The 21122-nt window shown below is 45.8% G+C and carries 18 protein-coding genes; 9 read left to right on the top strand and 9 right to left on the bottom strand.

The features are described 5' to 3' along the window. Positions 1 to 27: 27 nt before the first annotated feature. Positions 28 to 651, bottom strand: a complete 624-nt coding sequence (locus DBY95_RS10585) for a hypothetical protein (RefSeq protein WP_199903843.1) — start codon at positions 649 to 651, stop codon at positions 28 to 30. Between the two features lie 163 nt (positions 652 to 814). Continuing rightward, a complete protein-coding gene (locus DBY95_RS01700) occupies positions 815 to 1261 on the bottom strand; it encodes an REP-associated tyrosine transposase (protein ID WP_234394565.1) in 447 nt (148 codons plus the stop codon). A gap of 126 nt (positions 1262 to 1387) precedes the next feature. Here DBY95_RS01700 and DBY95_RS01705 point away from each other — a divergent pair, with 126 nt between their 5' ends. After that, complete coding sequence (locus DBY95_RS01705) at positions 1388 to 1612, top strand: hypothetical protein (protein WP_107723163.1); 225 nt, start codon at positions 1388 to 1390, stop codon at positions 1610 to 1612. Positions 1613 to 1680: 68 nt separating this feature from the next. On the opposite strand, the gene DBY95_RS10540 is transcribed toward DBY95_RS01705, so the two are convergent. The 4 genes from DBY95_RS10540 to rfbD all read right to left on the bottom strand — a co-directional run bounded on the left by DBY95_RS10540 (position 1681) and on the right by rfbD (position 7471). Then, positions 1681 to 2256, bottom strand: a complete 576-nt coding sequence (locus DBY95_RS10540; protein ID WP_159068461.1) for a hypothetical protein — start codon at positions 2254 to 2256, stop codon at positions 1681 to 1683. Next, entirely contained in the window at positions 2256 to 3578 is a 1323-nt protein-coding gene (locus tag DBY95_RS01710; protein ID WP_107723164.1) for an AAA family ATPase, read from the bottom strand. The genes DBY95_RS10540 and DBY95_RS01710 overlap by 1 nt, the downstream gene beginning before the upstream one ends. Before the next feature lie 23 nt (positions 3579 to 3601). After that, entirely contained in the window at positions 3602 to 6457 is a 2856-nt protein-coding gene (uvrA, locus tag DBY95_RS01715) for an excinuclease ABC subunit UvrA (RefSeq protein ID WP_107723165.1), read from the bottom strand. A gap of 150 nt (positions 6458 to 6607) precedes the next feature. Further along, positions 6608 to 7471, bottom strand: a complete 864-nt coding sequence (gene rfbD, locus DBY95_RS01720) for a dTDP-4-dehydrorhamnose reductase (RefSeq protein ID WP_107723166.1) — start codon at positions 7469 to 7471, stop codon at positions 6608 to 6610. Between the two features lie 441 nt (positions 7472 to 7912). Between rfbD and DBY95_RS01725 the strand changes: the two genes are divergently transcribed. From DBY95_RS01725 to dld, 4 genes are all read left to right on the top strand, one after another. Further along, positions 7913 to 9355, top strand: a complete 1443-nt coding sequence (locus DBY95_RS01725) for a calcium-binding protein (RefSeq protein WP_432760674.1) — start codon at positions 7913 to 7915, stop codon at positions 9353 to 9355. Between the two features lie 163 nt (positions 9356 to 9518). Beyond that, positions 9519 to 10382: a phosphoribosylaminoimidazolesuccinocarboxamide synthase gene (locus DBY95_RS01730; RefSeq protein WP_107723167.1), complete on the top strand. Its 864-nt coding sequence runs from the start codon at positions 9519 to 9521 to the stop codon at positions 10380 to 10382. A gap of 233 nt (positions 10383 to 10615) precedes the next feature. Further along, positions 10616 to 12739: a polyribonucleotide nucleotidyltransferase gene (gene pnp / locus DBY95_RS01740; RefSeq protein WP_107723168.1), complete on the top strand. Its 2124-nt coding sequence runs from the start codon at positions 10616 to 10618 to the stop codon at positions 12737 to 12739. A gap of 165 nt (positions 12740 to 12904) precedes the next feature. Continuing rightward, positions 12905 to 14596, top strand: coding sequence for a D-lactate dehydrogenase (dld, locus tag DBY95_RS01745; RefSeq protein ID WP_107723169.1), 1692 nt, complete (start codon positions 12905 to 12907; stop codon positions 14594 to 14596). 58 nt (positions 14597 to 14654) lie between these two features. Here dld and DBY95_RS01750 read toward each other — a convergent pair whose 3' ends face one another. From DBY95_RS01750 to DBY95_RS01760, 3 genes are all read right to left on the bottom strand, one after another. Beyond that, positions 14655 to 16019, bottom strand: a complete 1365-nt coding sequence (locus DBY95_RS01750) for a sodium-dependent transporter (RefSeq protein ID WP_107723170.1) — start codon at positions 16017 to 16019, stop codon at positions 14655 to 14657. A 781-nt stretch (positions 16020 to 16800) separates the two neighbouring features. After that, a complete protein-coding gene (locus DBY95_RS01755; RefSeq protein WP_107723171.1) occupies positions 16801 to 17484 on the bottom strand; it encodes a 16S rRNA pseudouridine(516) synthase in 684 nt (227 codons plus the stop codon). Between the two features lie 146 nt (positions 17485 to 17630). After that, positions 17631 to 18107, bottom strand: a complete 477-nt coding sequence (locus tag DBY95_RS01760; protein ID WP_003683363.1) for a hypothetical protein — start codon at positions 18105 to 18107, stop codon at positions 17631 to 17633. A gap of 342 nt (positions 18108 to 18449) precedes the next feature. On the opposite strand from DBY95_RS01760, the gene dnaQ reads away from it, so the two are divergent. From dnaQ to rpiA, 4 genes are read left to right on the top strand one after another with little or no spacing between them, the layout of a single operon-like run. Next, positions 18450 to 19187, top strand: coding sequence for a DNA polymerase III subunit epsilon (gene dnaQ / locus DBY95_RS01765; RefSeq protein WP_107723172.1), 738 nt, complete (start codon positions 18450 to 18452; stop codon positions 19185 to 19187). Then, positions 19184 to 19870, top strand: coding sequence for a 2-C-methyl-D-erythritol 4-phosphate cytidylyltransferase (gene ispD, locus DBY95_RS01770; protein ID WP_107723173.1), 687 nt, complete (start codon positions 19184 to 19186; stop codon positions 19868 to 19870). The genes dnaQ and ispD overlap by 4 nt, the downstream gene beginning before the upstream one ends. A 32-nt stretch (positions 19871 to 19902) precedes the next feature. Further along, entirely contained in the window at positions 19903 to 20382 is a 480-nt protein-coding gene (gene ispF, locus DBY95_RS01775) for a 2-C-methyl-D-erythritol 2,4-cyclodiphosphate synthase (protein WP_107723174.1), read from the top strand. A 43-nt stretch (positions 20383 to 20425) separates the two neighbouring features. Then, entirely contained in the window at positions 20426 to 21097 is a 672-nt protein-coding gene (gene rpiA, locus DBY95_RS01780) for a ribose-5-phosphate isomerase RpiA (RefSeq protein ID WP_107723175.1), read from the top strand. Positions 21098 to 21122: the final 25 nt, after the last annotated feature.

Below are 21122 nucleotides of genomic sequence, written 5' to 3' on the forward strand. Positions count from 1 at the left end.
CAGTTTGCTAAAGTGAACAGTTAGAGCTTATTGGTTTAAATACTGTATTTTTGCATCATTTAAACTATCGGCTAGTTTTTGGATACTGTTCAGTAGTTTATCAATATCCTGTTCAGGATCAGCATAGAAATAGTCGATGGTGAACGTTAGAGTTTTACCAAACTGCTCAGGGATTGGGGGAAGAGCTAGAGCGCGCAGCTGGATACTATCTCCACCTCGTGCATAGTCGCGTACCCACCATGACAAAAACTCTAATGCATTCAATCCGGTTTCATCACGCGTAATCATGAAGTCGATCGAAATCAAGATTTCGTCCGATAAACCGCCATCAGTCCGTTTCAATGCACCTAACGGATAGTCACCAAACATGGGAAGCGTAAAATCATCCGATGTGATTTCGAATAGCATATGGCGATTTACCGCAGCAAGTTTGATACCGGGAATACTTTTAATGGCAGTACTGAGTTCTTGTACGGGTTGAGGAATATCGGAATTATCTTCGTCTGCTTCCGGCTCTAATTCTTGGTTATCTTGAGTAAATGCCAAATTTTCCTGTTCTAGCTCTACAACAATTTGTTTTACTTGGATTTTTGTTTCATCTTTTTCTTGTTTTTGTTTTAGCATAGTGGAGAGAAAGTCTTTAATACTCATGATAATGGTTATTCCTAAATTTGAGATAACAGTAAAGATTTGATTGTATTTTATTTTTTTAATGTGTCAAGATGACAAAATAATTTATAGATAAATAAACCTTAAAGTCAAGTGAGGTATGTGGCATAGCTACTCACGCGGTCGGTAGTGTTTTATAGCGCATTCACTCCCCAAAACTCATTACCGCTGTTTCTTTTGTTCCGCCCCAATCTAACAGCAGCCATCCATCTCGCACATAACGGTGGAACGACGAAAACGCCCAATCGCGGACATTGTCACATAATCCATGTTTGACAGGATTGAAATGGATGTAGTCCGCGTAACGTTGCAAATCCGTTTCGTCGCGCACGGTGTGTTCGTAAAAACGCCGTTGCCAAATACCGCGTTCGTTCCGCCGCTGTTTGCTGGCAGACAGGTTTTCTGCACGAGGGAAATGTGCGGAGAATTTGGTTTTAATCAGCCGCCAGCGCAGGGAATAATCTGCATCGTCAGGCGGCAGCGTCCAAATGGCGTGAATGTGGTTCGGCAGCACGCATACGGCGACGGTTTCAAAGGGATATTGTTTTTGCACATCCATATAAGCCGCACGCGAAGTCGATATGTTCGACAAGCAGGTGCGATTTCGGGTTGGCGAGTTTGACAGTGAAAAAGAATGTGCCGCCGGCAATGAAGTTTCTGCGATAACGCGCCATAGGATTTTTGCTTGTGGTTTGGGTGTTGGAGAAGGAATGGTTTATTGTTTAAGGTTTTAACTTCGTTGAAGCTGATGTTTTCAGACGACATTGGAGGCCGTCTGAAAGCTCTAGCTTCAACGAAGTTAAAAGTTGAAACAGCAAACCGTCAATCAAACCTTGAGTGTTGGGGAAGAAATGGTTCGTTATTTAAGGTTTTAACTTTGTTGAAACGGCAAACCGTCAATCAAGCAACTGAAAGCGCTAGCTTCAATGAAGTTAAAATTTAAAACGGCAAACTGTCAATCAAACAACCGCGTGCGTGCGTACCGCACATACGCGGGGGTGGGTATGCAGGCTAAAACTTCTTTGGTTGTTTATCAAAAAATTCTGAGTATAGAGTTGATACATCTATTGCAATATAATTTGGGGAACATTTAGGATTCATTCTACCTAGACGATGTCTAAACTGCGAACATGTCTCATGAGGGAAGACAAAATATTGTTTTTGGTAAATTGGTAGTTTAAAAAAATGCCGTGAGCAATGAGTGGAATATGTTACCTTTCCATCTAACTCATCTTTCTTGATATTTGATACTATTTTGTAATTAAGACGAAATTCAGCTAATACGGTAAAAATATTTTCATTATCCTCAATAAAAAAAGCTATATCCATTGATGGATTATTTTGCTTTTTCCCTTTTCTTCTCTCTCGGCGTGCACACTCAAGTGAGTCCAAATCTATACATAGATAACTATCATCAAATATGGGAGTATCGTAATCACGAGTCTTAGGGCTGAGTAATTTGTATGGCTCTTCTCCCATATCATCTTCTCGACAGATTATTTGATGTATAGAGATTTCAATCTGTTTACTTGCAAAATAATTTTTGAATATATTTTGAATGCAAGGAGGAGTGTTAATATATGACATTAATCCTCTCCATATTGTTCAAGTTTTTCATATGATATATTAAATGAGTCAAATATTTCTGAAATATTATCCCCCAAATCTTTAAAATCAAATTGCAGGTTAGATACTTGTTTTGCTAAATAAAAGTTAACTTTATCTTCAATCCCTTCTTTTTTAGGGATATATTTTAGAGACTGAACCATATCAGGACTATGTGTTGCAACGAATATTTTTGCACCGATATATTTATTAATCAGTGTCAGCATTCTTCCATACTCAACAATCCATTGAGGATGTAAATGAGCCTCTGGTTCATCTAGGATTAAGAGTGTCTTATCATTAATTGATTTATTTTTCACTAAAAAATTAATAATTGCAAAAGATTTTATTCCCGTTGCACAATCTCTTAAATCAATTTCGATGCCTTGTTTAGTTCTAAATACAAAATGATCTAACTCTTCATTATATTCAATAGTAGCATTTCCTTCTAATATATCATTAAAAAAGAATTTTTCAATATTTTGATTTGATCTATCATCAATGATGCTATCTTGATAAAGTAATTTTAAATTAACATCATTCCAGTGAGAAATTTCATTATTTCCTAGTAGCATAGGTGTATCTATATAAATTACATTTAAAATACTAAAAGGAGTCTGCATTGTTTGTTTTCCAGAAATAATTAATTCTGAAAATTCTGACACTTCAATTAAGTCTGGCAAACTAGCGGTATGGAAAGCTTCTCGAATTTCTCTGTGCAAGTATAATCTAGGTTTTGTAATAAGATGTTGATTGAATCGATTATATAAACTATTAACATATATCTTTAGAATATTAACAAAGGGTACCAAGTTTGTAGCAGATGAAAGTTGATCTAATTCAGTCTTTAAACTTGAATCACCCTTAAAAATATCCCTGAAAATTACGATAGATCGTTCTATTTGATTTTTTTTAATATCATCATTTTTTCCTTTATCTTCATTTATTTTATTTGATAACCAATCAAGAAAGTCCAAAATATTTCTTTCTTTAAGAAGAATATTATTCTCTTCAAATTCAAACAATCTTTGATGAATTGAAACGAGAAGTTGCGTATTAACCCGTATAGTATTTGATAAGTATATAACAGCACTTCTAAATTTGTTTAATTCACTATTTATCTCTTTTGCAACAGATTGTTCAAAATTATTAGTTACTTTGAATACATAATAAAGTAACTTGGATAAAGTACTTTTACCACATCCATTGAGCCCTGCAACAACAGTTATTCCATTAATTTTAATTTCGGCTTCGTGTATAGCTCTAAAATTTTTTACATGTAAGTTAATGATATCTTCGTTCATAGTGCTATCCTAAAAAGAGATTTCTAAATATCAAATAAAATATTTGCTAAATATTGACCAGTATAACTTTTTCTTATTTTTGCAACATCTTCTGGAAATCCTTTAGCAATAATCTGTCCCCCACCATCTCCCCCTTCAGGCCCTAAGTCGACAATATAATCAGCAGTTTTTATAACGTCAAGATTATGCTCGATAATCACTATCGAGTTGCCTTTGCCTTTCAGACGACCTATGACTTCCAGCAGCAGGGCGATGTCGGCAAAGTGTAGACCGGTGGTGGGTTCGTCGAGGATGTAGAGCGTTCTGCCGGTGTCGCGCTTGGAGAGTTCCAAGGCGAGTTTGACGCGCTGGGCTTCGCCGCCGGAGAGGGTGGTGGCGGACTGTCCGAGGCGGATGTAGCCGAGTCCTACGTCCATCAGGGTTTGCAGTTTACGCGATACGGTGGGAACGGCGTCGAAAAATTCGCGGGCTTCTTCAACGGTCATGTCGAGGACTTGGCTGATGTTTTTGCCTTTGTATTGGATTTCGAGGGTTTCGCGGTTGTAGCGTTTGCCGTGGCAGACTTCGCAGGGGACGTACACGTCGGGCAGGAAGTGCATTTCGACTTTGATGACGCCGTCGCCTTGGCAGGCTTCGCAGCGGCCGCCTTTGACGTTGAAGGAGAATCGACCGACGTTGTAGCCGCGTTCGCGCGAGAGGGGGACGCCGGCGAAGAGTTCGCGGATGGGGGTGAACAGGCCGGTGTAGGTGGCGGGGTTGGAGCGCGGGGTGCGGCCGATGGGGGATTGGTCTACGTTGATGACTTTGTCGAGGTGTTCGAGGCCGTGGATGTCGTCGTATGGGGCGGGTTCTTCTTGGGCGCGGTTGAGTTCGCGGGCGGTAATTTTGGCGAGGGTGTCGTTAATCAGGGTGGATTTGCCGCTGCCGGATACGCCGGTGATGCAGGTAATCAAACCGAGCGGCAGTTCGAGGGTGACGTTTTTGAGGTTGTTACCGCGCGCGCCTTTGAGGACGAGCATTCGCTCGGGATTGACGGGCGTGCGTTCAGACGGCACGGCAATGGATTTTTTGCCGCTGAGGTATTGTCCGGTAATGGAGTTTTCGCATTGGGCGACGTTTTCGGGGGTGTCGGCAATCAGTACGTTGCCGCCGTGTTCGCCTGCACCGGGGCCCATATCAACGACGAAATCGGCTTCGCGGATGGCGTCCTCGTCGTGTTCGACCACAATCACGCTGTTGCCCAAATCGCGCAGGCGTTTGAGGGTGGCGAGCAGGCGGTCGTTGTCGCGCTGATGCAGGCCGATGGAGGGTTCGTCCAAAACGTACATCACGCCGGTCAGGCCGCTGCCGATTTGGCTAGCGAGGCGGATGCGCTGGGCTTCGCCGCCGGAGAGGGTTTCGGCGGAGCGGCTCAAGTTTAGGTAATCCAGCCCGACGTTAATCAGGAAGCCGAGCCGCTCGGTGATTTCTTTGAGGATTTTTTCGGCGATTTGTTTTTTGTTACCGTCCAAATCCAGCGTTTCGAAAAATTGGTGGGTTTTGGTCAGCGGCCAGGCGGAGACTTCGTGCAACGGTTCGCCGCTGACGTAAACGTAGCGGGCTTCTTTGCGTAAACGTGCGCCGCCGCAGCTCGGGCAGGCACGGTGGTTCTGGTATTCGCGCAGTTTTTCGCGCACGGTTTCGCTGTCGGTTTCGCGGTAGCGGCGTTCGAGATTGGGAATGATGCCTTCAAAGGCGTGGCTGCGGTTGAAGGTGGTGCCGCGTTCGGACAGGTAGGTGAAGTCGATGACTTCTTTGCCCGATCCGTGCAACACGACTTTTTTGACTTTTTCAGGTAACGTTTCCCAAGCAGCATTGACATCAAATTTATAATGATGCGCCAGCGATTGAATCATTTGGAAATAGAATTGGTTGCGTTTGTCCCAGCCGTCAATCGCGCCTGCGGCTAAGGATAATTCCGGATGGGCGACCACTTTTTCGGGATCGAAGAAGTTGGTATTGCCTAAACCGTCGCAAGTCGGGCAAGAGCCCATCGGGTTGTTGAACGAAAACAGACGCGGCTCTAATTCGGGCAGACTGTACGAACATACGGGGCAGGCGAAACGCGCGGAGAACCAATGTTCTTCTCCGCTGTCCATTTCCATCGCCAGCGCGCGCTCGTTGCCGTGGCGCAGCGCGGTTTCAAAACTTTCTGCCAGCCGTTGTTTGATGTCGGCTTTTACTTTAACGCGGTCGATGACCACGTCGATGTTGTGCTTGATGTTTTTTTCCAGCTTCGGTACTTCGTCAAGCTGATAGACCTCGCCGTCCACGCGTACACGCGCAAAGCCCTGAGCCTGCAAGTCGGCAAAGAAATCGACAAACTCGCCCTTACGCTCACGCACCGCCGGCGCAAGAATCATCACGCGCGTGTCTTCCGGCAGTTTCAATACGGCATCGACCATCTGCGATACGGTTTGACTGGATAGCGGCAGGTTGTGTTCGGGGCAATACGGCGTACCGACGCGTGCGTACAAAAGACGCAGGTAATCGTGGATTTCCGTAACCGTGCCGACGGTGGAGCGCGGGTTGTGGCTGGTGGATTTCTGCTCGATGGAAATCGCGGGCGACAGGCCTTCGATCAAATCGACATCGGGTTTGTCCATCATCTGCAAAAATTGACGGGCATAGGCGGAAAGGCTCTCAACATAACGGCGTTGGCCTTCGGCATACAAAGTATCAAATGCCAGCGACGATTTGCCGCTGCCGGACAATCCTGTTACCACCACGAGCTTGTGGCGCGGAATGTCCAAATCGACATTTTTCAAATTATGCGTGCGTGCGCCGCGGATGCGGATGGTGTCATTATCGTGTGAATGTTTAGGATGATGGTTGCACATATTGTCAGGCCGTCTGAAAAATAAAATAAACGGCTATTGTAGCACTTTTCAAATGACAGACTGGATAGATAAAGCATTTGATATAAAAGAAACAAAGAGGCCGTCTGAAAATATGTTTTCAGACGGCCTTGATATAGGTGGATCAGCTTATCAGTCGATTTTGCGGAGAATTTCGCGCAGGGCTTTTTGCCAGTCGGACGGTTTGATACCGAATTCGGTCTCTAGGCGTGAGCAATCCATAATGCTGTATGCCGGACGCGGAGCGGGTAGGGGGTATTGTTCGGTGGTGATTGCGTTCAGTTCCGGAATGCGGAAGCTGTCGTCTAATTGGTGGGCGGTCTGAAAGATGGCTTTGGTAAATTCGTACCATGTTGCCGATTTATTGCCACAGTAATGGAAGATACCGCGTGGGGAAGTGGGCTGTTGCAATAAACTGATGATGGCATGAGCCAAGTCGCCTGCATAAGTCGGGCAGCCGGTTTGGTCGTGGACAATGGAGAGGGAATCGCGTTCTTTGGCAAGGCGCAGCATGGTTTTAACGAAATTGTTGCCGTATTCGCTAAACAGCCATGAAGTACGGACGATTGTACTTTCCGGATGCGCGGCTAAAGCCAAAAGCTCGCCCGCTACTTTGGATTGACCGTAAGTGCTGCGCGGATTGGTGTAGTCGGTTTCGCGGTAAGGGCATTTGCCTTCGCCGTCGAATACATAATCAGTGGAAATATGAATAAAGCGGGCGTGTGCGGCGCGGGCGGCTGCAGCCAGGTTGTGAACAGCGCTTGCATTGACGGCAAAAGCGGCTTCAGCGTTTTCTTCTGCTTTATCGACGGCAGTGTAAGCTGCGGCATTAACGATGGCATCTGGTTGGAAATTTTTGATCATGTGATGCACGGCTTCGGTATCGGTAATGTCCAGCGAAGTAGAGTCGGTAGCAATCAGTTCCCAATCTTCGGGCAGGCGGTCGCGCAGACAACGGGCAAGCTGGCCTTTGGCTCCGGTCAATAAAGTACGCATGGTTGAGTATCTCCTCTGATAGCTGTTAAATAGGTGTTCGTATCATTATAGTGTAAATACGACAAATTCACATTATTGGCGTAGAACAAAATGCAGAGGCGGCTGTATTTGGGTAAATTGTCGATATTATCTATCCAGAATAATAACCACTTATTGGTATTATGTTTGTTTACTATAACTAGAGTTAAAATTCAGCTTTTAACAAGATAGATAAAGGATCTATGCTGTTTGAGAGAGTGTGAATCAATGTTAATGTTTTTATTGTTGCTAGGATAATGGAATTTAAAAACAGGCGAAACTCCGTCCTTTTATCGGCAAATTCTACCGTTTGATATTTTTGAGTAAATATTTTGCAAAATATTACTAAAATAATAATTGGGCAAGGGCGGATTTGCTCGTTCCGTCAACCCAATATTTTATTAACTTTTGGGAGTAATTATTATGGCATACTGTTACGGGGGGTATTATACTAGACCCCTGGTTAGTTCTTACTGCGCTCCTGCGCCTAAGGCTTCCTACTCTTCTTACTACTGCGCTCCTGCAGCAAAATCTTCTGTTTCTATCGGCAGCATCGCTAGCATTGCCAGCGTCGGCGTGTCAGTAGTTAATGCGGTAACTGGTTTGGTTTCTGCTATTGCGGCTTTCTGCCCACCGGCAAAAACTCCTAACTACAAATGTGTTCCGGTTTGCCCACCTTACAACTGCGATCCAATCAAACCGATCCCATGTCCAAAACCACAACCTAAACCTCAGCCTAAGCCTCAACCAAAACCTGAGCCTAAACCTGAGCCACAGCCAGAACCGCAACCAGAACCAAAACCACAACCAAAACCTGAGCCTAAGCCAGAACCGAAACCTGAGCCTAAACCAGAACCAAAACCTGAGCCTAAGCCAGAGCCTAAACCAGAACCGAAACCTGAGCCAGACTGCAAAGACTGTGTTGACGACCATAACCAAAACAACTCATACGGTCACGAAGACAAAAACCCAGGTAATGTCATCCGAGCTGAAGACTGCAAAGACGGCAACGTTATCCGTGGTACCGATGCTAAAGATACCATTTATGGTACTGCTTGCGAAGACATCATCTACGGTGGCAACGGCACAGACGTAATCTACGCCGGTGCCGGTAACGACACCATTTACGGCGATGCCGACGGTGACTCTCTGTACGGTGAAGAAGGTAAAGACTACCTGCAAGGTGGTGCCGGTAACGACTACCTGAACGGTGGTTCCGGCGCGGACATCATGCGCGGTGGCGACGGTAACGACGTTTACTTCGTTGACAACGTTAACGACCAAGTTATCGAGTACGGCAATGCACACGCCGGTATTGATACTGTTCGTACCGTTATTGACTACACACTGACCGATCACGTTGAAAACCTGATTTTGCAAGGTATGCAAAACCTGAACGGTACCGGTAATTCTTTGAACAACAACATCGAAGGTAACGGCGGCAACAACCATCTGTACGGTTTGGCCGGCGACGACTGTCTGGTTGGTAAAGACGGTAACGACTACCTCGACGGCGGTGTCGGCAACGACATCCTGATCGGTGGTACCGGTAACGATACTTACTTCTTCGACAAAGGTTACGGTCACGACACTATCCGTGAAGAAAGTGGTAATGACACCCTGTTGTTCGGTAAAGGCGTTGCAGCTTCCGACGTATTGCTGAGCAAATCTGGTGCTAACCTGACTGTTTCTGTCGGTACTAACGATAGCATCACCATCGATGACTGGTTCACCGGTAACGATCACAAAGTTGAAAACTTCAAGTTTGCTGACGGTAGCACTTACCAAGTAACCGGCCACGGCGACTACTACTCTCTGTCTGCTGTGAACCAAATCCAAGATCAGACTCAAGCTTCTGTAATCTGATAGGATGGTGATTTTCAGGGTTCTTCTCTGAAATCAACGGTTAAGGCCATCTGAAACCAAAATATAAGGTTTCAGACGGCCTTTATTTTGTAAACAATCTGACGAAAAATTCCAAATTGGGCTAAAATACTGCATTCTTCTGTCTACCAAAGAGATACCCAAAATGTCTGAAATCAGCTTGAAAAAAATCTACTCCGGCAAAGTACGCGATTTATACGAAATTGACGATAAGCGAATGTTGATGGTTGCTTCCGACCGCCTGTCTGCATTTGATGTGATTTTGGATGACCCGATTCCGGGTAAAGGGGAGATTCTGACGCAGATTTCCAATTTTTGGTTTAAAAAACTGGCTCATGTCATGCCTAACCACTTTACCGGCCATACGGTTTACGACGTTTTGCCTGAAAACGAAGCCAAAGTTTTAGAAAAACGCGCCGTTGTGGCTAAAAAACTCACTCCGGTGAAAGTAGAGGCTATTGTGCGCGGTTATCTGGCAGGCAGCGGTTGGAAAGATTATCAAAAAACAGGTTCTGTTTGCGGGATTCAACTACCTGAAGGTATGCAGGAAGCGCAACAACTGCCTGAAGTGATTTTTACGCCATCAACCAAAGCCGAGGTTGGCGATCATGATGAAAACATCAGCTTTGAAGAATGCGAACGCATTATCGGAAAAGAATTGGCGGCGGAAGTGCGCACCAAAGCGATTCAGCTGTATACAGAAGCGGCCGAATATGCCAAATCTCGCGGCATTATTATTTGCGATACCAAGTTTGAATTTGGTTTGGATGAAGAAGGTACGCTGACTTTGATGGACGAAGTATTAACGCCTGACTCCAGCCGTTTTTGGCCTGCAGACCAATACAAAGTCGGCACCAATCCGCCGTCTTTTGACAAACAATTTGTCCGCGACTGGCTGGAGCAAAGCGGTTGGAATAAAAAAGCGCCTGCACCTAAAGTGCCTGCCGATGTGATTCAAAAAACAGTCGAAAAATATCAGGAAGCATTGACTTTGCTGACTCAGGATTGATTTTTAAGTTTAAAGGCCGTCTGAAAGAGATATGTTTCAGACGGCCTTTTTATTGTATAAATACTGGATTTTAAGGATGGTTGCCTTTATAATCGAGAGTTGTTTTCAGCGCCTTAAAGGCCGTCTGAAAGCTTGTTTATAACCTGCCGCACGGTCTGAAACCCTAACTATGCACATTCGGATTTTAGTGTGCATTATTAGTGTTTTAGCAGTGCGGTATTTTGAAAGGAACAATGATGTTCAATAAACACGTTAAGACCTTCCAATACGGTAATCAAACCGTTACTTTGGAAACCGGCGAAATCGCTCGCCAAGCCGCTGCTGCCGTTAAAGTATCTATGGGCGACACCGTTGTTTTGGTTGCTGTGACTACCAACAAAGAAGTGAAAGAAGGCCAAGACTTCTTCCCTCTGACTGTCGATTACCTCGAGCGTACTTACGCAGCAGGTAAAATCCCCGGCGGTTTCTTCAAACGCGAAGGCAAACAAAGCGAAAAAGAAATTCTGACCAGCCGTCTGATCGACCGTCCGATCCGTCCTTTGTTCCCTGAAGGTTTCTACCACGACATCCAAATCGTAGCGATGGTGGTGTCTGTTGACCCTGAAATTGATTCTGACATTCCTGCAATGTTGGGTGCATCTGCCGCGCTGGTGTTGAGCGGCGTACCGTTTGCTGGTCCGATTGGTGCGGCACGCGTGGGTTATGTAAACGGCGTGTACGTTTTGAACCCGACTAAAGCCGAATTGGCCAAATCACAATTGGACTTGGTGGTTGCCGGTACTTCTAAAGCCGTGTTGATGGTGGAATCCGAAGCCGACATCTTGTCTGAAGAAGTGATGTTGGGTGCGGTTGTTTACGGTCACGATCAAATGCAAGTGGCCATTAACGCCATCAATGAGTTTGCCGACGAAGTCAACCCGGAAGTTTGGGATTGGAAAGCACCTGAAACCAATGAAGAATTGGTTGCAAAAGTACGCGAAATTGCCGGCGAAACCATTAAAGAAGCGTTCAAAATCCGTCAAAAACAAGCGCGTTCTGCCAAATTGGACGAAGCTTGGAGTGCTGTAAAAGAAGCGTTGATTACCGAAGAAACCGACACTTTGGCAGCCAACGAAATCAAAGGCATTTTCAAACACTTGGAAGCCGATGTTGTCCGCAGCCAAATTTTGGACGGCCAACCGCGTATTGACGGTCGCGACACCCGCACTGTTCGTCCGTTGAACATTCAAACCGGCGTATTGCCGCGCACTCACGGTTCTGCACTGTTTACCCGTGGCGAAACCCAAGCTTTGGCGGTTGCAACTTTGGGCACTTCACGCGACGAGCAGATCATTGATGCGCTGTCCGGCGAATACACCGACCGCTTCATGCTGCACTACAACTTCCCTCCATACTCTACCGGCGAAGTGGGTCGCGTAGGAGCGCCAAAACGTCGTGAAATCGGTCACGGCCGTTTGGCTAAACGTGCATTGTTGGCCGTATTGCCAGAACCTGAAGATTTCAGCTACACCATGCGCGTGGTTTCTGAAATTACCGAATCCAACGGCTCTTCCTCTATGGCTTCCGTCTGCGGCGGCTGCTTGAGCCTGTTGTCTGCCGGTGTGCCTTTGAAAGCACACGTTGCCGGTATCGCCATGGGTCTGATTTTGGACAATAACAAATTTGCCGTTCTGACCGATATTTTGGGCGATGAAGACCACTTGGGCGATATGGACTTTAAAGTAGCCGGTACAACCGAAGGCGTGACCGCGCTGCAAATGGACATCAAAATCCAAGGTATTACCAAAGAAATCATGCAAATCGCTTTGGCTCAAGCCAAAGAAGCACGTTTGCACATCTTGGATCAGATGAAAGCCGCTGTTGCAGGTCCACAAGAGCTGTCAGCACACGCGCCACGCTTGTTCACCATGAAAATCAACCAAGACAAAATCCGTGATGTTATTGGTAAAGGTGGTGAAACCATTCGTTCGATTACTGCCGAAACCGGTACTGAAATCAATATCGCTGAAGACGGTACCATCACTATCGCTGCGACTACTCAAGAAGCAGGCGATGCAGCGAAAAAACGCATCGAAGAAATCACTGCCGAAGTGGAAGTGGGCAAAGTGTACGAAGGTACTGTGGTTAAAATCCTCGACAACAACGTTGGCGCGATTGTCAGCGTAATGCCGGGCAAAGACGGTTTGGTACACATCAGCCAAATCGCCCACGAGCGCGTACGCAATGTCAGCGACTACCTGCAAGTAGGTCAGGTTGTGAACGTGAAAGCATTGGAAGTAGACGATCGCGGCCGCGTACGCCTGTCTATCAAAGCTTTGCTGGAAGCTCCTGCTCGCGAAGAGAAAGCAACCGAATAATCTGATTATTCAAGCTTAAAACAAAAGGCCGTCTGAAATTTTCAGACGGCCTTTTGTTTATTTAAAAGATGAGTTTAAAAAACGGGTTTTGCCTTTACTTTGATGGAACGGATTACTACAATACTTGCAATTTAATAAATATATTAATCTCTCAAGGAGTATGCAATGAATGCTACACAATTAATCAGTCGGCTGACGCAAACCGTCGGCGAAAAATATATCATCACAGACCCGGCAAAAACTGAACAATACCGTCAAGGCTACCGTTTTGGCGAAGGTAAGGCGCTGGCAGTTGTCCGTCCTGGTACGGTTTTGGAAATGTGGCAAATCTTGCAGGCGTGTGTTGAGGCTGATGTTATCGTGATTACGCAGGCCGCCAATACCGGCCTGACCGGCGGCTCGACTCCTGACGGCAATGATTACGACCGCGATATCGTGATTGTAAATACCATGCGTCTGAACATCATTCAGCCGATTAACAATAACGAACAGGTTGTCTGCCTGCCCGGTTCTACCCTGAATCAATTGGAGCTGCTGCTGAAACCTTTAGGCCGTGAGCCGCACTCTGTAATTGGTTCGTCCTGTATCGGCGCATCTGTATTGGGTGGCGTATGTAATAACTCCGGCGGTGCATTGGTACAGCGTGGTCCGGCTTATACGGAAATGGCCCTGTTTGCGCAAATCAACGAAGAGGACAAGCTGGAGCTGGTCAACCATTTGGGCATTGATTTGGGCGAAACCCCTGAAGAAATTTTGACCAACTTGCAAGGTTTCCATTATCAGCGAAAAGACATTACGCAAGATGCCGGCAAAGGGCATGACCATGCATACTGCGATCATGTCCGCCAAGTGAATGAACCGACTGCCGCCCGTTTTAATGCCGACCCTGCACGCCATTACGAGGCTTCAGGCTGCGCGGGCAAGCTGATGGTATTTGCCGTGCGTCTGGATACGTTCCCTCAAGAAAAGCAAACTGCCGTGTTCTATATCGGCACCAATGATATTAATGAGCTGACCGATATTCGTCGTGCCGCTTTGAGCGAGTTTAAAAACCTGCCTATTTCCGGAGAGTATATCCATCGTCATGCTTTTGATATTGCTGCCGTTTATGGTAAAGATACGTTTTATATCATTAAGACGTTCGGTACCCACCAACTTCCGAAACTGTTTGATCTGAAAGCCCGTGTGGATAGATTCAGCAAAAAGATAAGTTTCTTACCAAAACACTTCTCTGATAAATTCATGCAACTGATCAGTAAAATTTTGCCTGATCACTTGCCGAAATCTATGCGCAACTATCGGGATAAATATGAACATCACCTAATTTTAAAAATGGGTGGCGAGGGCGTAGAAGAAGCGCGTGCTTTCTTGAAGGAATATTTTGCAACTCATGGCGGCGCATTCTTCGAATGTAATGCCGAAGAAACGCAGGCGGCCATGCTGCATCGCTTTGCTGTGGCTTCTGCCGCGATCCGCTATCGTTCTGTACATGATGATGAAGTAGAGGATTTGGTTGCACTCGATATCGCCTTGCGCCGTGATGATCGTGATTGGTTTGAAACACTGCCGCCTGAAATCGACAATAAAATCATCCATAAATTGTATTACGGACATTTTATGTGTCATGTGTTCCATCAGGACTACATCATTAAAAAAGGCAACGACTGCATGGCTTTGGAACATGAAATGCTCCATCTGCTTGACCAACGCGGCGCGCAATATCCTGCCGAGCACAACGTCGGTCATCTGTATGAAGCCAAGCCTGAACTGAAACAGTTCTATAAAAAACTTGACCCGACCAACAGCTTCAACCCCGGTATCGGTAAAACCAGTAAGAAGAAAAACTGGGCAGAATAAAGCATAGTTAATAAAGGCCGTCTGAATATTTCAGACGGCCTTTTTATATGCTTGCTTATCAGAACAGGTTGCTGATGAAAATCAGCAGAATCACCAACGGCACGAGGTATTTCACATAAGCAAACCAAATATTGACCGTCGTATGGTTGCCTTTATAGAGCAATTCGTCCTTCGCTTCATCCTTCATCACGAAACCGACAAACAGCGCGGAGCCGAGCGCGGTCAGCATAAACAGGATATTGCCGCTGATATAGTCAAAGGCATCAAAAATGTTTTTACCAAACACGGAAATATCTTTCCATGGGCCGTAGCTCAAAATAGACGGAATGTTGCCGAAGATGAAGATGGCGGCCAAGACAATCGTAATCGCGGCGGTACGGCGGATTTTGGTTTTCTCCTGAATCGTCGTAATCAACACTTCATAAATCGTCAGAGAAGTCGTCAGCGCGGCAATCAGAAGCAGTGAGAAGAAAATCACTGCAAACACCGGGCCTGCCCACATATTGGAAAACACGATCGGCAGGCTTTGGAACACCAGCGTCGGGCCGGAGTTAGGGGCGACGCCAAAGCTGAAGAGGGAAGGGAAAATCATAAAGCCGGCCAACACGGCAATCAAAGTGTTGGTAATCGCGGTAATCACGGCCGTCTGAACCAGATTTTCGTTTTTATCCAGATAGCTGGATAACGTAATCATCACGCCGAAACCCAAGCTTAAGGCGAAGAATACTTGGCCCAAAACGAAGACGAACAGTTCGGCTGTAATTTTGCTGAAGTCAGGCTTCAGATAGAAGATGATGCCTTCCATTGCGCCCGGCAGGGTAACGTTGCGCACAACCATGGCAATCAGGAATAAAAACAGCAAAGGCATCAGGTATTTTGCCGCTTTTTCAATACCACCGATCACGCCTTTGACCAAGATCCATTGGTTCACAACCACAAATAGGAAGGTGTAAAACGCAATTTCCCAAGGGCTGTTTTCGATGTGTTCGGTAAAGAAGCTTTTGGTGACTTCTCCGGAAACCGGACTGGAAATGTCCAAATTGCCGCCGATGATATTGATGATGTAGCTGATAACCCAGCCGCCGAGCACCATGTAATAGGCCATGATGCCGAATGCGCCGAGCAGGCCCATCCAGCCGACCAATTTCCAAACTTTGGCAACGGGTTTGCCATTCATTGTGCCGCCAAACGCATCCAGCGCGTTCACGCCTTTACGGCGGCCGATGACGTTTTCCACCAAAATCATCGGAATACCGATGACCAGCATGGCGATACAGAACAGAAACACATATGCACCGCCGCCGTTTTCACCGACCAAATACGGGAAACGCCAAGTTGCACCAAAGCCGACAGTCGCGCCGGCAACGGTAAGGATGTAAGTCAAACGGTTGGACCAGGTTTGACGGGGTTGATTGGAAGACATAAATACTCAGATGCATTAAAATAAAGACAACATTTTACCGCAAAGATTTAACGAATCTTGACTAAAGTCTGAAAAGAAAATTAGTTAAAAAAACTATGTAATGAAGAATTTTTAGTGGGTTTCTCTGGTTTGCTTGGTATTGAAACCTGCAAACAGAGAATTTGTCTGAAGCGATACGAATGATTGAAAGAGCCGTAACGATAAAGGCCGTCTGAAAAGTGGGATATGGGAAAGGGTTGTTGTGAGGAGATTGGATAGCACTAAGGTGTGCTTTCAAATATGTCGGCAACAAAGATGGTATTTCTCTAAGGTTGTCTAATAACATCCTGTAACCTTAGCTTGGATAGTCGCCGATGGTTTTTCTTTCTATAAAACGATTTGTCTGAAATTGGAATGGTACAGATTGATGCGGAAGAGACGAGAAAGAGAAAAGGAGGAATGGCAAGGTAATGAGTGGGAGATGAGGTTTAGTAATGATGGCTTCTTTAGATGAGAAAGGCCGTCTGAAAGTACGCCCGCTTGATTGCCAAATTTTAGATAAAAAAAACCATCTATACTAAGGGGAAAGTATAGATGGCCAAACACATTACGGGGAAAACGTCTTACTCACTTACTCACTTCTTTCGAAGCAAGTGTTACTCAGACAGGCGAATTATACAATAGTTCAGTCTTTACAGTGTTAAATTCTGTTAAATAAAAATGATAAGATTTAGATGTTTGATTTTAAATAAATAAAAAATCCATATTGTTTAAAAATTTATCGAAAAAATTTAGAACTTTTTTAGATTTGGATAAATTTCCATTCTCCCGCGGCCAAATCATCGACATTCCAGTCGCCGAATTTCTCACGGTGGAGCTGCTCGACACGGTTGCCTGCGGCTGCAATCATGCGTTTGACCTGATGGTATTTACCCTCGGTAATGGTCATCATCAATGTGGTTGGGGCGGCTAATACTGCTTCGACTGCGGCGACGGTTTCATGATCGTCATGCAGGAGAACGCCGTTTTTCAGCGTAGTGCAAAGGGTATCGTCGGCAGGATGTTTCAAAGTGACACGGTAGAGCTTCGGAACTTTGTGTTTGGGCGAGGTAACGCGATGGTTAAATTGCCCGTCGTTGGTAATAAGAATAATGCCGGTTGTGTCTGCATCCAAGCGGCCGACTGCCTGCATATCGATATTGCGCATGTGGTCGGGAAACAGACTGAAGATGCTTGGATATTGCTGGGGTTTGTGCGAAGTTTCGTAATCTGCAGGTTTATGAAGCAGAATGTAGAAATAGGGCATGGGGACGGCGGCAATTTCTTCGCCGTCAACAGACAGGGTGTGCACTTGAGACGGGTCGATATTGTCTTTGGCACGATTATGAATTTCGCCGTTAATGGCAATGCAGTCATTGTCTATCAGCCATTGGCATTGCTTGCGGCTGCCGAGGCCTTGCGATTGGATGTATTTGAGCAGTTGCATGGTTGGTTGAAAAGTAGGAAATGTTCAGACGGCCTTTATTGTACTGGAAAACCGGTTTTGAGGCTGTCTGAAAAGTAGGGGCAAAAAAATCGCCCCTTTAAAATGTTAAGGGGCGCAAAAGGAACACAAACCACTACCAAAAACTGTTACAGGGCAAATTCTCCTATTTGATGTGTTGCCGGATAAAGTGCTTTCATCAAGTCATGTGGTGAAAGCGAAAAATCTTTGCTGTTTGTCGTCAGACGGCCTTGCTGAGGCGTTAGCTCAAGCAATCGTGCGTTTGCCGATTGGATAAACTTGTTTTTCGTGCGCTGCATTTTTCTTTGCAGGGCGGAAACAACGCGGTTGTACAGACTGTCTTTTTGTTTGACTTCGCGTGTACCGGCAACCCAGCTCAAACGCGTATTGCCGTCTTCATCTTCAATCAGCAGGATGCCGGTTTCTGATTGGGGCGATTTGCCCATGCAAGGGAGCCAAACATAATAGCGGCCATCTAAAGTAATGAATACTGCGTCGTGTACTTCGCACTCATCGCAACACTTGGTGGCGATTAAAGAGCGGATGGCTTGTTGGTGCAGTCTCAGAATGTCAAGGGAGACTTGCTTAAAAATACTTTCGGGCATTTTCTTCTCCTTTCATTCTGTTGTGCGGTTGTTTTGTTTCGATGGGTTGTATTATACGGCGATTTTCTAAATTTGCAAATGATAATTGTTCCTATTATTTAATTTATAAGTAAGATATTAATTATTAAAGAAATTAAATTTAAAAAATTTTTTTAGAAATTGGGCTTTCTACTTAAAAATGCAGTAATAGATAGCCATTAAATGCAAAAAGAATAAAGGCCGTCTGAAAAAATCCAGCTATAAAAAGGTATTTCAAAAGCAGCTAAAGTTTTGCTGACTATACATTTCAGACGGCCTTCAGTATGATTCAGGACGTTTTGATAATTGCAGAAACTACCAACCATGAGCCAACGTCAGATTATCCTCGATACGGAAACTACGGGTCTTTATCCTGAAAACGGCGACCGTCTGGTCGAATTTGCCGGCTTGGAAATGATCAACCGCCAAATGACCGACTCCAACCTTCATTTATATGTCCACCCCGAACGCGATATGCCGGAGGAAGCGGCGAAGGTGCATGGTTTGACGATTGAAGTATTGGAAGCGAAGAATGCGCCGCCGTTTGCCCAAGTGGGTAAACAGATTGCTGACTTTATACGTGGTGCAGAGCTGATTATCCATAATGCCAAGTTTGACGTCGGCTTCCTGAATATGGAATTCCGCCGCATGGGCTTGCCTTCTATTGAGGAACTGGGTTGTAAAGTGACCGACACGCTGGCTATGGCACGTGAAATGTTTCCGGGACAAAAGGCAAGCTTGGATGCGTTGTGTAACCGCTTTTCCGTTGACCGCAGCAAACGGGTCTTGCACGGCGCGTTAATCGACTGTGAGCTTTTGGGTGAAGTCTATCTTGCCATGACGCGTCAGCAGTTCGACCTGATGGGCGGCGAGTCGGAAGAAGAGGGCGAAGTCAAACAAACCGTTATTGCGGAAACCAAACGTACGTCGCAGTTGAAAGTCATCAAAGCCAATGCGGACGAGCTGGCCGCACATGAAAAATATTTGGACGATTTGGGAGAAGCGTGTGTATGGCGCAAGGTTGAAACGCCTGATGAGGCCAATGCCGGAGCGTCAGCATGATACGCCGCAATATCGCTTTGATTCCTGCTGCCGGTGTGGGAGCGCGATTTGGTGCAGGAAAACCAAAACAATATGTTGAAATCAATGGTAAAACCGTATTGCAACATACCATAGAAATCTTTGAGCAACACCCCCGCATAGATTTAATTGCCGTTATTCTTTCGCCGGAAGATTCGGTTTTTCAGACTGCCCTGTCTGAGAAAGTACGCGTCTTTCGAGTAGGCGGCGCAAGTCGTGCCGAAACGGTACGCAATGGCGTATCTACTTTATTAGAACAAGGTTTGGCCGAGGCACAAGACAATATCTTGGTTCATGATGCCGCGCGCTGTTGCTTGCCTGCTGAAGCATTAACACGTTTGCTTGATGAGGCTGAAGAGAGCAATGAGGGCGGTATTCTGGCCATACCGGTGGCCGATACGCTCAAGCGGGCAGACGGCAGTCATCATATTGATGAAACCGTTGCACGCGCAGGATTATGGCAGGCGCAAACGCCGCAGCTTTTTCAGACGGCCTTATTAAATCGCGCCTTATCGGTTGATGATTTGAGTGAGATTACGGATGAAGCGTCAGCAGTTGAAAAACTGGGTATCCGGCCGCGCTTGGTGCAGGGCGATACGCGTAATTTAAAATTGACGCTGCCGCAAGACGAATACATTGTCAGATTGTTGCTCAAGGCCGTCTGAACAATCAAAACCCATTATTTAAGGAAGCAAACATGAATATCCGTATCGGACAGGGCTACGATGTCCATCAGTTGGTCGAAGGGCGAGATTTGATACTCGGCGGCGTAAACATTCCGTTTGAAAAAGGCTTGCTGGGTCATTCAGATGCCGATGCGCTGTTGCATGCGATTACCGATGCTCTGTTGGGTGCGGCCGGTTTGGGCGATATCGGCAGCCATTTTCCCGATACTGCCGCCGAGTTCAAAGATGCTGACAGCCGTGTGCTGTTGCGCGAGGCTTATCAAAGCGTGCAGGCATTGGGTTGGAAGGTGGTTAATGTCGATACGACCGTGATTGCGCAAAAGCCAAAACTTGCGCCACATATTCCGGCAATGCGCGCCAATATTGCCTCAGATTTGGGTTTGCCTGAAAACTGCGTGAACATCAAGGGTAAAACCAACGAAAAACTTGGCTATCTGGGACGTATGGAAGCCATTGAAGCACAAGCGGCAGTATTGCTGATTAAAGCCTAAGAGCTTAAAATTACTTTATTATTCAAACTGAAAGACTGACAATATGGCAACTCAAGACGAACTTAAACGCATTGCCGCCGAAAAAGCGGTGGAATATGTTCCTGAAAACGAATACATCGGTATCGGTACCGGCTCTACCATCAACTTTTTTATCGAAGCTTTGGGTAAAAGCGGTAAGAAAATCAAGGGTGCCGTATCTACTTCTAAAAAATCCAGCGAGCTTTTGGCAAAATACGAGATTCCAGAAGTTTCACTGAATGAAGTGATGGGTTTGGCGGTTTATGTTGACGGCGCAGATGAAGTCAACCACGCGCTGCAAATGATTAAAGGTGGCGGCGGTGCGCATTTGAACGAAAAAATCGTGGCCAGCGCATCCGATAAATTTGTCTGTATCGCTGATGAAAGCAAATACGTTTCCCGTTTGGGAAAATTCCCATTGCCGGTCGAAGTCGTTGAAAATGCCCGTTCGCTGGTGTCGCGCAAACTGCTTGCCATGGGCGGACAACCTGAGTTGCGTGTCGGCTATACTACTTTCTATGGCAACCAAATCGTCGATGTTCACGGCCTCAATATCGACCAAGCCCTGAAAATGGAAGACGAAATCAACAAAATCACCGGCGTACTCGAAAACGGTATTTTTGCCCGCGATGCCGCCGATGTGTTGGTTTTGGGTACGGCAGAAGGTGCAAAAGTCATCTTGCCTTGTCAGGATTAATGGAGATTAATCAATTTTAAAGGCC

The sequence above is a fragment of the Neisseria subflava genome (genome assembly GCF_003044935.1).
Taxonomy (GTDB): domain Bacteria; phylum Pseudomonadota; class Gammaproteobacteria; order Burkholderiales; family Neisseriaceae; genus Neisseria; species Neisseria subflava_E.

Excerpts from the sequence above, each read along its gene's own strand:
- DBY95_RS01760 (WP_003683363.1), bottom strand. The coding sequence starts at position 18,107 with ATGCCCGAAAGTATTTTTAAGCAAGTCTCCCTTGACATTCTGAGACTG.
- DBY95_RS01725 (WP_432760674.1), top strand. The coding sequence starts at position 7,913 with ATGGCATACTGTTACGGGGGGTATTATACTAGACCCCTGGTTAGTTCT.
- DBY95_RS01730 (WP_107723167.1), top strand. The coding sequence starts at position 9,519 with ATGTCTGAAATCAGCTTGAAAAAAATCTACTCCGGCAAAGTACGCGAT.
- ispD (WP_107723173.1), top strand. The coding sequence starts at position 19,184 with ATGATACGCCGCAATATCGCTTTGATTCCTGCTGCCGGTGTGGGAGCG.
- rfbD (WP_107723166.1), bottom strand. The coding sequence starts at position 7,471 with ATGCGTACTTTATTGACCGGAGCCAAAGGCCAGCTTGCCCGTTGTCTG.
- DBY95_RS10585 (WP_199903843.1), bottom strand. The coding sequence starts at position 651 with ATGAGTATTAAAGACTTTCTCTCCACTATGCTAAAACAAAAACAAGAA.
- pnp (WP_107723168.1), top strand. The coding sequence starts at position 10,616 with ATGATGTTCAATAAACACGTTAAGACCTTCCAATACGGTAATCAAACC.
- ispF (WP_107723174.1), top strand. The coding sequence starts at position 19,903 with ATGAATATCCGTATCGGACAGGGCTACGATGTCCATCAGTTGGTCGAA.
- DBY95_RS10540 (WP_159068461.1), bottom strand. The coding sequence starts at position 2,256 with ATGTCATATATTAACACTCCTCCTTGCATTCAAAATATATTCAAAAAT.
- DBY95_RS01750 (WP_107723170.1), bottom strand. The coding sequence starts at position 16,019 with ATGTCTTCCAATCAACCCCGTCAAACCTGGTCCAACCGTTTGACTTAC.
- dnaQ (WP_107723172.1), top strand. The coding sequence starts at position 18,450 with ATGAGCCAACGTCAGATTATCCTCGATACGGAAACTACGGGTCTTTAT.
- uvrA (WP_107723165.1), bottom strand. The coding sequence starts at position 6,457 with ATGTGCAACCATCATCCTAAACATTCACACGATAATGACACCATCCGC.
- rpiA (WP_107723175.1), top strand. The coding sequence starts at position 20,426 with ATGGCAACTCAAGACGAACTTAAACGCATTGCCGCCGAAAAAGCGGTG.
- DBY95_RS01710 (WP_107723164.1), bottom strand. The coding sequence starts at position 3,578 with ATGAACGAAGATATCATTAACTTACATGTAAAAAATTTTAGAGCTATA.
- dld (WP_107723169.1), top strand. The coding sequence starts at position 12,905 with ATGAATGCTACACAATTAATCAGTCGGCTGACGCAAACCGTCGGCGAA.
- DBY95_RS01755 (WP_107723171.1), bottom strand. The coding sequence starts at position 17,484 with ATGCAACTGCTCAAATACATCCAATCGCAAGGCCTCGGCAGCCGCAAG.